The following is a 13238-nucleotide window of genomic DNA, read 5'->3' on the forward strand; positions in this document are numbered from 1 at the left end:
GGTTTGCCGGAACTCTTGACACCCCTACGGGGGAGCCATAGCTTCGCGCTTTGAATCGATTCATACGGAACGGCTTACAGAGGAGCCCCAAGTGACCGATCTGGCTGCGGTGAAGGCCGCTCTCAAGACCCAGGCAGTCGAGACGCCGTCGTGGGCGTACGGGAACTCGGGGACGCGTTTCAAGGTGTTCGCGCAGCCCGGTGTCCCCCGTGATCCGTGGGAGAAGCTCGCGGACGCGGCGAAGGTCCACGAGTTCACGGGCGTGGCGCCGACGGTCGCGCTGCACATCCCGTGGGACAAGGTCGACGGCTCCGACGCATACGCAGAGCTGGCGAAGTACGCCGAGGAGCGGGGCGTGAAACTGGGCGCGATCAACTCGAACACCTTCCAGGACGACGCCTACAAGCTGGGCAGCATCTGTCACCCGGACGCGGCGGTGCGGCGCAAGGCGGTCGATCACCTGCTGGAGTGCGTCGACATCATGGACGCCACGGGTTCGCGTGATCTGAAGCTGTGGTTCGCGGACGGCACGAACTACCCCGGGCAGGACGACATCCGGGAGCGGCAGGACCGGCTGGCCGAAGGGCTGGCCGAGGTGTACGGGCGGCTCGGCGACGACCAGCGGATGCTGCTCGAGTACAAGTTCTTCGAGCCCGCCTTCTACCACACCGATGTGCCGGACTGGGGCACGGCGTACGCCCACTGCCTCAAGCTCGGTGAGAAGGCCCAGGTCGTGGTCGACACCGGGCACCATGCCCCCGGGACCAACATCGAGTTCATCGTCGCCACGCTGCTGCGGGAGGGGAAGCTCGGGGCGTTCGACTTCAACTCGCGGTTCTACGCGGATGACGACCTGATGGTGGGGGCCGCGGATCCGTTCCAGTTGTTCCGGATCATGTACGAGGTGATCCGGGGTGGCGGGTTCTCCCCAGACGTGGCGTTCATGCTCGACCAGTGTCACAACATCGAGGCCAAGATTCCGGCGATCATCCGGTCCGTGATGAACGTCCAGGAGGCTACGGCGAAGGCGCTGCTCGTGGACCGGGAGGCGCTGGATGCGGCGCAGCGGTCGGGGGACGTGCTGGAGGCGAACGCGGTGATCATGGACGCGTACAACACGGATGTGCGGCCGCTGCTGGGTTCTCTTCGCGAGGACATGGGGCTCGACCCTGACCCGATGGCCGCGTATCGACGGTCCGGGTGGGCCGAGAAGATCGTGGCGGAGCGGGTTGGTGGCCAACAGGCGGGTTGGGGGGCGTGAACGGCTGCATTGCGTCTGCCGGGTGAGACCGGTTGCAGGCTGCGGGCCGTATGTGGCTGGTCGCGCAGTTCCCCGCGCCCCTGGAGGGGCGCTGTCCGAACCCTCGTTTCAAGAAGGACTGAAGAGACATGGCACCCCACCCCCAAGCCGCCGCCCTCATCGCTCGTTCCCATCGGCTCGGCGCCGATCCCCGTAACACCAACTACGCCGGCGGCAACACGTCCGCCAAGGGCACCGATACCGATCCCGTGACCGGCGGCGATGTCGAGCTGATGTGGGTCAAGGGGTCCGGTGGTGACCTCGGGACGCTCACCGAGGGTGGGCTGGCCGTGTTGCGGCTGGACCGGATGCGGGCGCTCGTCGATGTCTACCCCGGTGTCGAGCGCGAGGACGAGATGGTCGCCGCGTTCGACTACTGCCTGCATGGGAAGGGTGGTGCCGCTCCCTCCATCGACACCGCCATGCACGGGCTGGTCGGGGCCGCGCACGTGGACCATCTGCACCCGGACTCCGGGATCGCGCTGGCCTGTGCGGCCGACGGGGAGAAGCTGACGGCCGAGTGCTTCGGCGACACCGTGGTGTGGGTGCCGTGGCGGCGGCCCGGGTTCCAGCTCGGGCTGGACATCGCGGCGGTGAAGGAGGCCAACCCGCAGGCCATCGGCTGCGTCCTCGGCGGGCACGGGATCACGGCGTGGGGTGACACGTCCGAGGAGTGCGAGCGCAACTCGCTGCACATCATCCGGACCGCGGAGGCGTTCCTGGTCGAGCGGGGCAGGCCGGAGCCGTTCGGTCCGGTGATCGAGGGGTACGAGGCGCTGCCCGAGGGCGAGCGGCGGGAGCGGGCCGCGGCCCTGGCGCCGTACGTCCGTGCCGTCGCGTCCCAGGACAGGCCGCAGGTCGGACACTTCACCGACACCGGGGTCGTCCTCGACTTCCTCGCCGCGGCCGAGCACCCGCGGCTCGCCGCCCTCGGCACCTCCTGCCCCGACCACTTCCTGCGGACCAAGGTCCGGCCGCTGGTCCTGGACCTGCCGCCGACGGCTCCGCTCGACGAGGCGATCGCCCGGCTGAAGGAGCTGCACGCGGAGTACCGCGAGGAGTACGCCGCCTACTACCAGCGGCACGCCGAGCCCGACTCCCCCGCGATGCGGGGCGCCGACCCGGCGATCGTGCTGGTTCCGGGCGTGGGCATGTTCTCCTTCGGCAAGGACAAGCAGACCGCGCGGGTGGCCGGCGAGTTCTACGTCAACGCGATCAACGTGATGCGCGGGGCCGAGGCGGTCTCGACGTACGCGCCGATCGAGGAGTCGGAGAAGTTCCGTATCGAGTACTGGGCCCTTGAGGAGGCCAAGCTCCAGCGGATGCCGAAGCCCAAGCCGCTGGCGACGCGGGTCGCGCTCGTCACGGGTGCGGGCAGCGGGATCGGGAAGGCGATCGCCGAGCGGCTGGTCGCCGAGGGCGCCTGTGTGGTGATCGCGGACCTCGACGCCCAGAACGCCTCTCAGGTCGCCGAGGAGCTGGGTGGGCCCGACAAGGCCGTCGCCGTGACCGTCGACGTCACGTCCGAGGAGCAGATCGCCGAGGCCTTCAAGGCGGCGGTGCTCGCCTTCGGCGGTGTGGACCTGGTGGTCAACAACGCCGGGATCTCCATCTCCAAGCCGCTGCTGGAGACCTCGGCGAAGGACTGGGACCTCCAGCACGACATCATGGCCCGCGGCTCCTTCCTCGTCTCGCGCGAGGCGGCCCGGACGATGATCGCGCAGGAGCTGGGCGGCGACATCGTCTACATCGCCTCGAAGAACGCCGTGTTCGCCGGACCCAACAACATCGCCTACTCCGCGACCAAGGCCGACCAGGCCCACCAGGTGCGGCTGCTGGCCGCCGAGCTGGGCGAGCACGGCATCCGCGTCAACGGCGTCAACCCGGACGGCGTCGTTCGCGGCTCCGGGATCTTCGCGGGCGGCTGGGGCGCGAAGCGGGCGGCCGTGTACGGCGTGCCGGAGGAGAAGCTGGGCGAGTTCTACGCGCAGCGGACCATCCTCAAGCGCGAGGTGCTGCCCGAGCATGTCGCGAACGCGGTGTTCGCGCTGACCGGCGGGGAGCTGACGCACACCACGGGGCTGCACGTCCCGGTCGACGCCGGCGTCGCGGCCGCCTTCCTGCGATGAGCGCGCACGTGAAGTCGTACGCCGCGGTCGACCTCGGCGCGTCCAGCGGACGTGTCATGGTCGGCCGCGTCGGGCCCGACAGCCTGGAGCTGACCGAGGCGCACCGCTTCCCCAACCGGCCGGTCCGGGTGCCCGAAGGGCTGCGCTGGGACATCCTCGCGCTGTACGGGGGTGTCCTCGACGGGCTGCGGGCGGCCGGCCGGGTCGACTCGGTCGGCATCGACAGCTGGGCCGTGGACTACGGCCTCCTCGACGCCGACGGGGCGCTGCTCGGCAACCCGGTGCACTACCGGGACGCGCGGACCGAGGGCATCGCGGAGAAGGTGTGGGCGACCGTGCCCGCCGAGGAGCTGTACGCGGCGACCGGTTTGCAGTACGCCCCTTTCAACACCCTCTACCAGTTGACCGCTGCGCGTTCCTCCGACCAACTGGCCCACGCCAGGCGGCTGTTGCTCATCCCCGACCTGCTCACCTACTGGCTCACCGGCGAGCAGGGCACCGAGCTGACCAACGCGTCGACCACCCAGCTGATCGATCCACGGACGCGCGCGTGGTCGTACGACGTCGCCTCCCGGCTCGGCATCGACCTCGGGCTGTTCGCGCCGCTGCGGCAGCCCGGCGATGCGGCGGGCGTGCTGCGGCCGCAGGTGCTGGAGGAGACCGGGCTGAGCGGTCCGGTGCCGGTGACGGCGGTCGGGTCGCACGACACCGCGTCCGCGGTGGCGGCCGTCCCGGCGGGCGGCGAGCGGTTCGCGTACATCTGCACCGGCACCTGGTCCCTGGCGGGCCTGGAGCTGGACGCGCCGGTGCTCACGGAGGAGAGCCGCCTCGCCAACTTCACCAACGAGCTGGGGCTGGACGGCACGGTCCGCTACCTGCGCAACATCATGGGCTTGTGGCTGCTCCAGGAGTGCGTACGGGCCTGGGGCGACCCCGATCTGGGAGCGCTGCTCCTCGACGCGGCCAAGGTGCCGGCGCTGCAGTCGGTCGTGGACGCGGGGGACGCCGCGTTCCTGGCGCCGGGCCGGATGCCGGAGCGGATCGCCGAGGCCTGCCGGGTCTCGGGGCAGCCGGTGCCCGACTCCCCCGCCGAGATCACGCGCTGCATCCTCGACTCCCTCGCCCTCGCCCATCGCAGGGCCGTCGAGGACGCGCAGCGGCTGGCCGACCACCCGGTCGACGTCGTGTACGTCGTCGGCGGCGGCACTCGCAACGCCCTGCTGTGCCAGCTGACCGCCGACGCCTGCGGGCTGCCGGTGGTGGCGGGTCCGACAGAGGCGGCGGCCTTCGGGAACGTGCTGGTCCAGGCCCGGGCCCACGGGCTCGTCGGTGACCTGGCGGGCATGCGGCGACTGCTCACCCGTACCCAGCCGCTCACCCGGTACGAACCTCAGGGCGATCCCGGGCGGTGGCGCGAGGCGCAGGACCGGCTCGCCATGAGGTGACGGGGACTCCCCCGAGCCCCCGAGCCCGGACTACGCTTCACTCATCCGATGATCGATCACAAGGAGCCGCGATGCGTGTCGCCCTGTTCCTGACCTGTGTCAACGACACGCTCTATCCGGACACCGGGCGCGCCGTGGTGAAACTGCTGACCAGGCTGGGCGTCGAGGTCGACTTCCCGATGGCGCAGACCTGCTGCGGGCAGGCGCACTACAACACCGGGTACCGGCATGAGGCGGAACCGCTGGCCCGGCATTTCTCCGATGTCTTCCGGGATTACGAGGCGATCGTGACGCCCTCCGGTTCGTGCGGGGCGATGGTGCGGGAGCTGTATCCGAGGATGGGTGAGCGGGCCCGGGCCGAGGGGCGCGGGGACACCCTCGCGGCCACCTTGGCGCCGGTGGTGCCGAAGACGTACGAGCTGACCGAATTCCTGGTGGACGTGCTCGGGGTGACGGACGTCGGCGCGTACTACCCGCACACGGTGACCTACCACCCGACCTGTCACGGGCTGCGCAGCCTCGGGCTGGGCGACCGGCCCCGGCGGCTGCTCCAGGCCGTGAAGGGGCTGGAGCTGGTCGAGCTGCCGGGCGCCGACGAGTGCTGCGGCTTCGGCGGCACCTTCGCCCTGAAGAACGCCGACGTCTCGGCGGCGATGGGCACGGACAAGGTGCGCAACGCCGAGTCGACCGGCGCCGAGGTGCTGTGCGCGGCCGACAACTCCTGTCTGATGCACATCGGCGGGACCATGACCCGGCTCAGGACGGGCATGCGGCCCGTGCACATCGCGGAGATCCTGGCGAGCACGGAGGAGGGACCGGCGGCATGAGCGGCACGTTCGTAGGAATGCCTGCGTTTCCCCCACCCGCCCACCCGGCCTTCCCGAAGGCCGCGCACGAGGCGGTCAACAACCCGACACTGCGCGGCAATCTGCGGCACGCCACGCACACCATTCGCGGCAAGCGGGAGAAAGCCGTCGCGGAGATGTCCGACTGGGCGGAACTGCGGGAGGCCGGCAAGCAGATCAAGGACCACACACTCCGTCACCTGGACCGCTATCTCGTACAGGTGGAGGAGTCGGTCACGGCCGCGGGCGGCATCGTCCACTGGGCCGCCGACGCCGACGAGGCCAACCGGATCGTCGCCCGACTGGTCAAGGAGACGGGCGAGTCGGAGGTCGTCAAGGTCAAGTCGATGGCCACGCAGGAGATCGGGCTCAACGAGGCCCTCGAAGCCGAGGGGATCCACGCCTACGAGACCGATCTCGCCGAGCTGATCGTGCAGTTGGGCAAGGACCGGCCCTCGCACATCCTCGTCCCGGCGATCCACCGCAACCGGGGCGAGATCCGCGACATCTTCGCCCGCGAGATGAGCGAGTGGGGCCGCCCGGCCCCCGAGGGCCTCACCGACACGCCCGCCGAACTCGCCGAGGCGGCCCGGCTGCACCTGCGGGAGAAGTTCCTGCGCGCCAAGGTCGGCATCTCCGGCGCCAACTTCATGGTCGCCGAGACCGGCACGCTGGTGGTCGTGGAGTCCGAGGGCAACGGGCGGATGTGCCTGACCCTGCCCGAGACCCTCATCTCGGTCGTCGGCATCGAGAAGATCGTGCCGACCTGGCGGGACCTGGAGGTGTTCCTGCAGACCCTCCCTCGCTCCTCGACGGCCGAGCGCATGAACCCGTACACGTCGATGTGGACCGGAACGACAGACTCCGAAACAGCCGACGGGCCGCAGACCTTCCATCTGGTCCTGCTCGACAACGGCCGCACCGACACCCTCGCCGACGAGGTCGGCCGCCAGGCCCTGCGCTGCATCCGCTGTTCCGCCTGCCTGAACGTCTGCCCGGTGTACGAGCGGGCCGGTGGCCACGCCTACGGCTCGGTCTACCCGGGCCCGATCGGCGCCATCCTCAGCCCCCAGCTCCGGGGCACGGCGAGCGAGATCGACGCCTCCCTGCCCTACGCCTCGTCGCTGTGCGGGGCCTGCTACGAGGTGTGCCCGGTCGCCATCGACATCCCCGAGGTGCTGGTGCACCTGCGGGAACGGGTCGTGGAGGGCGGCCCGGTGACGCGGGAGGGCAACAAGGTGATCCTGAAGCCGGCGAAGGGGCATGCCGCCGAGCGGGCGGCGATGCGCGCGGCGCGCTGGGCGTTCGCGAGCCCCGGGGCGCTGCGCGCCGGCCAGCGGCTCGCCTCGCGGACCCGTCGCTTCCATCCGCGTACGCTGCCGGGCCCCGGCCGCGCGTGGAGCGGGACGCGGGATCTGCCGCCGGTTCCGGCGGAGCCGTTCCGCGACTGGTGGCAGCGTACGCAGGGCGGAAAAGGCGACAAGGGGGCCGCGAAGTGAGCAGCAGGGAGCGGATTCTGGGCCGGGTGCGGCGCGCGCTGGTGGACGTGGGACAGGACGACACGCCGTACGAGCAGGCGGTTTCCCGGGACTATCTGCACGTACACGGTGACCGGGGTGTCGAGCAGACGGTGGAGCTGCTGGCCGAGAACCTGGCGGACTACCGGGCGATCGTGCACCGCTGCACCACCGCGGACCTGGCGGCGACGCTCGCCGGGATGCTGGCCGCGCGGGGCTCGCGGACCGTGGTCGTACCGCCGGGTCTGGACCCCGAGTGGCTGTCGGCGGCGGAGGCCGAGCTGGTCCTCGACCGGGCGGAGAACACCCCGTACGAACTGGACCGGGTCGACAGTGTGGTGACCGCGTGCGCGGTGGCCGTCGCCGAGACCGGCACGATCGTCCTGGACGGCAGCCCCGACCAGGGCCGCCGCCGCATCACACTCGTCCCCGACCACCACATCTGTGTCGTACGGGTCCCCGAGCAGGTCGTGGCCTCCGTGCCGCAGTCCCTCGAACGACTCGATCCGACGCGCCCGTTGACCTGGATCTCCGGGCCGTCGGCCACCAGTGACATCGAGCTGGACCGGGTGGAGGGAGTGCACGGCCCGCGCACCCTGGAGGTGGTGCTGGTGACCGCCTGAGCCGCCGACGTCAGCGGCTGTCCGTCACCGAGTTCGAACCGTCGGGTGACCTGTACCGATGGGCGCACAGGTGGAGTCCGAAACCGGTGACGGACACGGGATCAGGAGTACGACAGGGGCACCCCGCAGCGCAGTGAGTGCTGGGCGGCACGGAGATACAGCGCCGCGTAGAAGGCCGAGTTGAGGTCCTCGCTCCACGGTCCCGGCCGGGTGGCGGCCAGGTCCTTGGCCTGTCCGTCCAGGAACCACATCGTCAGGCCGAGGTTCGGGAACACGTCCGGCACCTCGGGCGGCAGCCCGATCGCCGACGCCAGCCGCTCGGCGGCGGCGAGTACCTGAGGCGCCCCCGCCACCACCGTCATGACCGTGTAGGCACCGCCGACGGGCAGCGTGATCTCCTCGTCGAGAGAGACCGGCACCATCTCCGACCAGCCACAGAGGGTTTCTTCCTCCTCGGGCGTCAGATGCGCACGACACAACGCGCTGAACCCGGTCATGGGAAGGCTCAGCTTCTCCTCGAACCACAGGGCCGGACTCAGCTCCGGGACGGATTCGTACGGCGGCAGCCCACGCAGTCTCAACTCCTCGTTGAGCGCCGAGGCGATCGCGCCCTTCCCCCCGAGGTCCTCGTCGTCACTGAACCATTCCTGCCGACCGACACTGACCAGATACATCCCCATGTCTGCAACGTACAAGGAGCCACTGACAACTCGCCTTTCCATATCCGGCCGTGGGTGTCACTGAGTACACCTCTCCATACGGGTCCTGCGCCCAATGTGCTCCGCCCGCCGTCTCCGTAGCTTCTTGAGCGAGGCACACGGCGTGCCGGACGGAGAGTGATGACGATGTTTCGCGCAGGTTCGCGACGTACGCACGACACGGGACCCGCCGCCGAAGCACTGCGGCTGGTCAAGGTCACCAAGACCTATGGGACGGACGAGAGTGCCGTGACCGCCCTTGACGGCGTCACCCTCACTCTCGGACGCGGCACCTTCACCGCGGTGATGGGACCGTCGGGCTCCGGCAAGTCGACCCTGTTGCAGTGCGCGGCCGGCCTCGACCGGCCGGACAGCGGCATCGTGCGGGTGGACGGCACGGAGCTGACCGGGGGTGGCGAGGCCGAGCTCACGAAGTTCCGGCGCGGGCGAATCGGGTTCGTGTTCCAGCAGTACAACCTGCTGGACACGTTGACCGTCGCCCAGAACACGGTGCTGCCGCTCAGGCTCGCCGGGCGGCGCGTGGACCGCGCGCGGGCCCGTGAGGTGCTGACGTCCGTCGGCCTGGGCGACCGGCTCGGGCACCGTCCCGACCAGTTGTCCGGCGGCCAGCGCCAGCGCGTGGCGATCGCCCGCGCGCTGGTCACCGAACCCAGGGTGATCTTCGCGGACGAACCCACCGGCGCCCTGGACACCCGCAGTGCGCGGGACGTGCTGCGGCTGCTCCAGCAGGTGGTGGGCGTGCACGGCCGGACCGTGGTGATGGTGACGCACGACCCGGTCGCCGCCTCCTACGCCGACTCCGTGCTGTTCCTCGCCGACGGCCGGCTGGCCGGGCGGATGGACGCTCCTACGGCGGACGCGGTCGCCGAGCGGCTGGCGCACCTGGGCGACGACATGACGGCGGGGGTGTGAGCGATGTTCATGCTCGCGATGCGGTCGATCCGGCAGCGGCCCGGACGTTTCCCGGCGACACTGCTGTCCGCCTTCCTGGGCGCGGCGATCATCATGACGTTCAACTCGATGCACGACACGGCGGCGCAGAGCGGCGTCGACTCGGTGAGCGCTCAGACGCTGACCACCGCGGCGAGCGTGGTCGGCGGCTACGGCACCCTCCTGGTGTTCTTCGCCGTCGCCTCGACGCTCACGGTCAACGTCCGTCAGCGTGCGGCCGAGTTGGAGCTGCTGCGCTGCTCGGGGGCGACTCCGGCGCAGCTCAAGCGGATGGTGGTGGGTGAGGCGGTGGCCGTGGCCCTGGTGGGGGCGGTGCTGGCGATCGGCCCGGCGATGCTCGGCGGGCGGGCTCTGCTGGAGGTGTTCCAGGACAGCGGGCAGGTCGCGCGGTCCGTCGACCACTCCTTCGGTGCGGTCGCGCTGCTGTCGGGTGTCGACGTCACGCTGCTCGCGGCGGCGGGCGCCGCGTTCCTCGCCGTACGGCGGGCGACGCACGGGCACGAACGGCGGGGCAGGGGACGGACGTTCTTCGCGTACGCCGCCCTCGTCACCGGCGCGGCGGCGGTGTGCGCCACCTTCGCGATCTCGGCGACGGACGCGGCGCTGATGGCGGCGCCCGCGTACGGGGCGATCCTGCTGTCGGTGGGCTTCGCCCTGCTGTCGCCGCGGCTGCTGAAGGGCGTGCTGGACCGGCTGCCGCTGACCGGTGCGAGCGGCTGGCTGGCGGTGCGCAACCTGCGCCGCCGGGCGGACCACCTCGCCGGGATCCTGATGTCGCTGATCCTGTTCACGGCGGTCGCCACGGCCACGCTGTACATGCAGGCGGTGGAGAGCAACGCGGTCGAGGCCTCGGGGCTGACCAAGTCGGTCGACGCCAAGAACCTGGAAACCCTGAACTTCACCGTGGTCGGCATCATCGTGGTGTTCGTCTGCGTGATGCTGGTCAACTCGCTGTACGCGGCGACCACTTACCGCCGCCGGGAGTTCGGGCAGCAGCGCCTCGCGGGGGCGACTCCGGGCCAGGTGCTGGGCACGGTGGGCACGGAGGGGCTGATCCTGACGGTCACGGGGCTGTTCTTCGGCACGGTGGCCGCGCTGGCCGGGATCATCCCGTTCACCGTGGTCCGCACCGACTCGGTCCTGCCGCATCAGGGCCTCGGCATCTGGCTGGCGGTCGTGGCGGTCGCGGCGGCGGCCACGCTGGGCACGAGCCTGGCGACGGCCCGGCGGGTGCTGCGCACTCCGGCCGTGGGGGCGGTCGCGGTGGCTGCGTGAGCACGTTCGACAGCGGGCGGCCGCCCCGACGCCCGCCCGCTGTTTACGGATCACCGGATTCCTGGTGACACAAGCGCTGAACAAGCGCTTAGATAGTGTGGTCCCAGGTACCCGCCGCCGAGCTGGAGGCTCCCGTTGTTCACTTCCGTCGACGACGTCTCCGCACGTCTGGCCGAAACCGGCTACCTCGCCTCGCCCGCCGTCGCCACGACGGTCTTCCTGGCCGACCGTCTCGGCAAGCCACTGCTCGTGGAGGGCCCCGCCGGGGTCGGCAAGACGGAGCTGGCCAAGGCCGTGGCGCAGGTCGCGGGGGCACGGCTGGTGCGCTTGCAGTGCTACGAGGGCGTCGACGAGTCCCGGGCGCTGTACGAGTGGAACCACGCCAAACAGTTGCTGCGGATCAGCGCCGGCCGGGACGAGACGTGGGACGAGGCCCGCACGGACATCTTCAGCGAGGAGTTCCTGCTCCCCCGTCCGCTGCTGACCGCGATCCGCGGCGACGAGCCCAAGGTGCTGCTGATCGACGAGACCGACAAGGCGGACGTGGAGGTCGAGGGTCTGCTCCTGGAAGTGCTCAGCGACTTCCAGGTCACCGTCCCCGAACTGGGCACGATCACCGCGACCCGGCGCCCCTTCGTCGTCCTCACCTCGAACGCGAGCCGTGAGCTGTCCGAGGCACTGCGCCGGCGCTGCCTGTTCCTCCACATCGGGTTCCCGGAGGAGGAGTTGGAGCGTCGGATCGTACGGCTGAAGGTGCCGGGCCTCGACGAGGCGCTGGCCGGGTCGGTGGTCCAGCTGGTCGGCGCACTGCGGGCCATGGACCTGCGGAAGGTGCCCTCGGTCGCCGAGACCATCGACTGGGCGCGCACGCTTCTCGCGCTGGGCGCCGGCACGCTCGACGAGGCCGTCGTACGCGACACCCTCGGCGTGCTGCTCAAGCACCAGGACGACGTCCTCAAGGCCGGTGCCAAGCTGGACCTGGGAGCTCTGTGAGTACCCCGGCCGGTGTCGCGGAGCGGCTGACGTCCCTGGTCGGCGCGCTGCGTGCGCACGGCATCCGCGTCGGCACCGGCGAGACCGTGGACGCGGCACAGGCGGTGGCGGCCCTGGGGTTCGCGGACCGCGAGCTGCTGCGGGAGGGGCTGGCGGCGACACTCCTGCACGGCACGGCCCAACGACCCGTGTTCGACCCGGTCTTCGACCTGTACTTCCCGCGGAGCGTGGGAGCGCCGGAGACGCAGGCCGCGGACCGGGACGACCTGCGCGAGCGGCTCGCGGCCGCGCTGGCCGCCAACGACCGGGCGCTGATGGCCGGGCTGGCGGCCGAGGCGGTCGACGGCTTCGGCGGATACGGGTCCTCGCCGGCCTCGGACGGCTGGTCGTCGTACCAGGCACTCGACCGGATCCGCCCGCAGACTCTGCTCGCCCGCGTGCGCGACGACGTGCGGGCGCAGGGCGGCGGGCCGGGGTTCACGGACCGGCTGCTGGAGGACGAGATCCGGCGACGCATCGAGGCGTTCCGCCGGATGGTGGGCGCGGAGGCGCGGCGGCGGGTCGCCGAGCGGCGGGGCCGGGACGAGATCGCGCGGCGGGCGGTGGCCCCGACCGCCGACCGGGTGGACTTCCTGTTCGCCGGGAAGGACCGGCTGGCCGAGCTGCGCAGGACGGTGCAGCCGCTGGCCCGCAAGCTCGCCACCCGGCTCGCCGCGCGTCGGCGCCGGGCCGCGCGCGGCAGCATCGATCTGCGGCGCACCCTGCGCGGGTCGCTGTCGACGGGCGGGGTGCCGATGCGGCCCGTGCTGCGCCGGCGCCGTCCCGCCCGGCCCGAACTGGTGCTGCTGTGCGATGTGTCGGGGTCGGTGTCCGGGTTCTCGGACTTCACGATGCTGCTGGTGCAGGCGCTGCACGACCAGTTCAGCAAGGTGCGGGTGTTCGCCTTCGTCAACCGGATCGACGAGGTGACCCGGCTCCTCGTGCACGGCGCGGCCGACGCGGAAGGCCTCGGCGCCCGCATCCGCGCCGAGGCGACGCTCACCGGCTGGCACGGCAGCAGCGACTACGGCGTCGCGCTGGGCGAGTTCGCGGAGCGGTACGGCGACGCGGTCGGCCCGCGCACCACGGTGTTCGTCCTCGGTGACGCCCGTACGAACATGAGCGACCCGAACCTGCCCGCCGTACGCCAGATCGCCCGACAAGCCCGCCGTGTCTACTGGTTGAACCCGGAGGCGCGCTCCCAGTGGGGCACGGGCGACTCCGCCGCCCCCGACTACGCCGAGGTCGTCGAGATGCACGAGTGCCGCAACGCCCGGCAGCTCAGCGCCCTGGTGGGGCGCCTGCTGCCGGTCTGACGCACCGCTGCGGTCGCCCCGGGCGTCGGCTCATCCCAAAGAAGTAGGGCTTGTCCCCGATATCCGTGCCGCCTTTCCTCCCCTTA

General features: G+C 71.1%; 11 protein-coding genes. 10 read left to right on the forward strand and 1 reads right to left on the reverse strand.

Features of this window, described 5'->3' with window-relative positions; translation table 11 throughout:
• The first annotated feature begins 91 nt into the window (after positions 1–91).
• The 6 genes from rhaI to OG252_RS07700 all read left to right on the forward strand — a co-directional run bounded on the left by rhaI (position 92) and on the right by OG252_RS07700 (position 7859).
• On the forward strand, positions 92–1261 hold the full coding sequence (rhaI, locus tag OG252_RS07675; protein ID WP_329334692.1) for an L-rhamnose isomerase: 1170 nt from the start codon (positions 92–94) through the stop codon (positions 1259–1261).
• Positions 1262–1389: 128 nt separating this feature from the next.
• Positions 1390–3429 (forward strand): bifunctional aldolase/short-chain dehydrogenase, encoded by a 2040-nt coding sequence (locus tag OG252_RS07680; protein ID WP_329334694.1) that lies wholly within the window; start codon positions 1390–1392, stop codon positions 3427–3429.
• On the forward strand, positions 3426–4874 hold the full coding sequence (locus tag OG252_RS07685) for a rhamnulokinase (protein ID WP_329334696.1): 1449 nt from the start codon (positions 3426–3428) through the stop codon (positions 4872–4874). The genes OG252_RS07680 and OG252_RS07685 overlap by 4 nt, the downstream gene beginning before the upstream one ends.
• Before the next feature lie 71 nt (positions 4875–4945).
• Positions 4946–5701, forward strand: a complete 756-nt coding sequence (locus OG252_RS07690) for a (Fe-S)-binding protein (RefSeq protein WP_266451098.1) — start codon at positions 4946–4948, stop codon at positions 5699–5701.
• Positions 5698–7218 carry a LutB/LldF family L-lactate oxidation iron-sulfur protein gene (locus OG252_RS07695; protein ID WP_329334698.1) on the forward strand — a complete coding sequence of 507 codons (1521 nt, stop codon included), beginning with the start codon at positions 5698–5700 and terminating at the stop codon, positions 7216–7218. Before OG252_RS07690 ends, OG252_RS07695 begins: the two co-directional genes overlap by 4 nt.
• Positions 7215–7859: a LutC/YkgG family protein gene (locus OG252_RS07700; RefSeq protein ID WP_329334700.1), complete on the forward strand. Its 645-nt coding sequence runs from the start codon at positions 7215–7217 to the stop codon at positions 7857–7859. Before OG252_RS07695 ends, OG252_RS07700 begins: the two co-directional genes overlap by 4 nt.
• 101 nt (positions 7860–7960) lie before the next feature.
• On the opposite strand, the gene OG252_RS07705 is transcribed toward OG252_RS07700, so the two are convergent.
• Complete coding sequence (locus OG252_RS07705; RefSeq protein WP_266451095.1) at positions 7961–8539, reverse strand: hypothetical protein; 579 nt, start codon at positions 8537–8539, stop codon at positions 7961–7963.
• A 159-nt stretch (positions 8540–8698) separates the two neighbouring features.
• Here OG252_RS07705 and OG252_RS07710 point away from each other — a divergent pair, with 159 nt between their 5' ends.
• The 4 genes from OG252_RS07710 to OG252_RS07725 all read left to right on the forward strand — a co-directional run bounded on the left by OG252_RS07710 (position 8699) and on the right by OG252_RS07725 (position 13152).
• Positions 8699–9490, forward strand: coding sequence for an ABC transporter ATP-binding protein (locus OG252_RS07710; RefSeq protein WP_411147740.1), 792 nt, complete (start codon positions 8699–8701; stop codon positions 9488–9490).
• A 3-nt stretch (positions 9491–9493) separates the two neighbouring features.
• Positions 9494–10804, forward strand: a complete 1311-nt coding sequence (locus tag OG252_RS07715) for an ABC transporter permease (RefSeq protein ID WP_329334702.1) — start codon at positions 9494–9496, stop codon at positions 10802–10804.
• Positions 10805–10939: 135 nt separating this feature from the next.
• Positions 10940–11797 carry an AAA family ATPase gene (locus tag OG252_RS07720; RefSeq protein ID WP_329334705.1) on the forward strand — a complete coding sequence of 286 codons (858 nt, stop codon included), beginning with the start codon at positions 10940–10942 and terminating at the stop codon, positions 11795–11797.
• On the forward strand, positions 11794–13152 hold the full coding sequence (locus OG252_RS07725; RefSeq protein WP_266451091.1) for a vWA domain-containing protein: 1359 nt from the start codon (positions 11794–11796) through the stop codon (positions 13150–13152). Before OG252_RS07720 ends, OG252_RS07725 begins: the two co-directional genes overlap by 4 nt.
• Positions 13153–13238 lie beyond the last annotated feature (86 nt).

Origin of the sequence: Streptomyces sp. NBC_01352 (genome assembly GCF_036237295.1) — a bacterium.
Classification (GTDB): Bacteria; Actinomycetota; Actinomycetes; order Streptomycetales; family Streptomycetaceae; genus Streptomyces; species Streptomyces plumbiresistens.

What these genes read in the sequence shown, in the direction of transcription:
- OG252_RS07690 (WP_266451098.1), top strand. Translation starts at nt 4,946, where the DNA reads ATGCGTGTCGCCCTGTTCCTGACCTGTGTCAACGACACGCTCTATCCG.
- OG252_RS07680 (WP_329334694.1), top strand. Translation starts at nt 1,390, where the DNA reads ATGGCACCCCACCCCCAAGCCGCCGCCCTCATCGCTCGTTCCCATCGG.
- OG252_RS07715 (WP_329334702.1), top strand. Translation starts at nt 9,494, where the DNA reads ATGTTCATGCTCGCGATGCGGTCGATCCGGCAGCGGCCCGGACGTTTC.
- OG252_RS07695 (WP_329334698.1), top strand. Translation starts at nt 5,698, where the DNA reads ATGAGCGGCACGTTCGTAGGAATGCCTGCGTTTCCCCCACCCGCCCAC.
- OG252_RS07685 (WP_329334696.1), top strand. Translation starts at nt 3,426, where the DNA reads ATGAGCGCGCACGTGAAGTCGTACGCCGCGGTCGACCTCGGCGCGTCC.
- OG252_RS07710 (WP_411147740.1), top strand. Translation starts at nt 8,699, where the DNA reads ATGACGATGTTTCGCGCAGGTTCGCGACGTACGCACGACACGGGACCC.
- OG252_RS07705 (WP_266451095.1), bottom strand. Translation starts at nt 8,539, where the DNA reads ATGGGGATGTATCTGGTCAGTGTCGGTCGGCAGGAATGGTTCAGTGAC.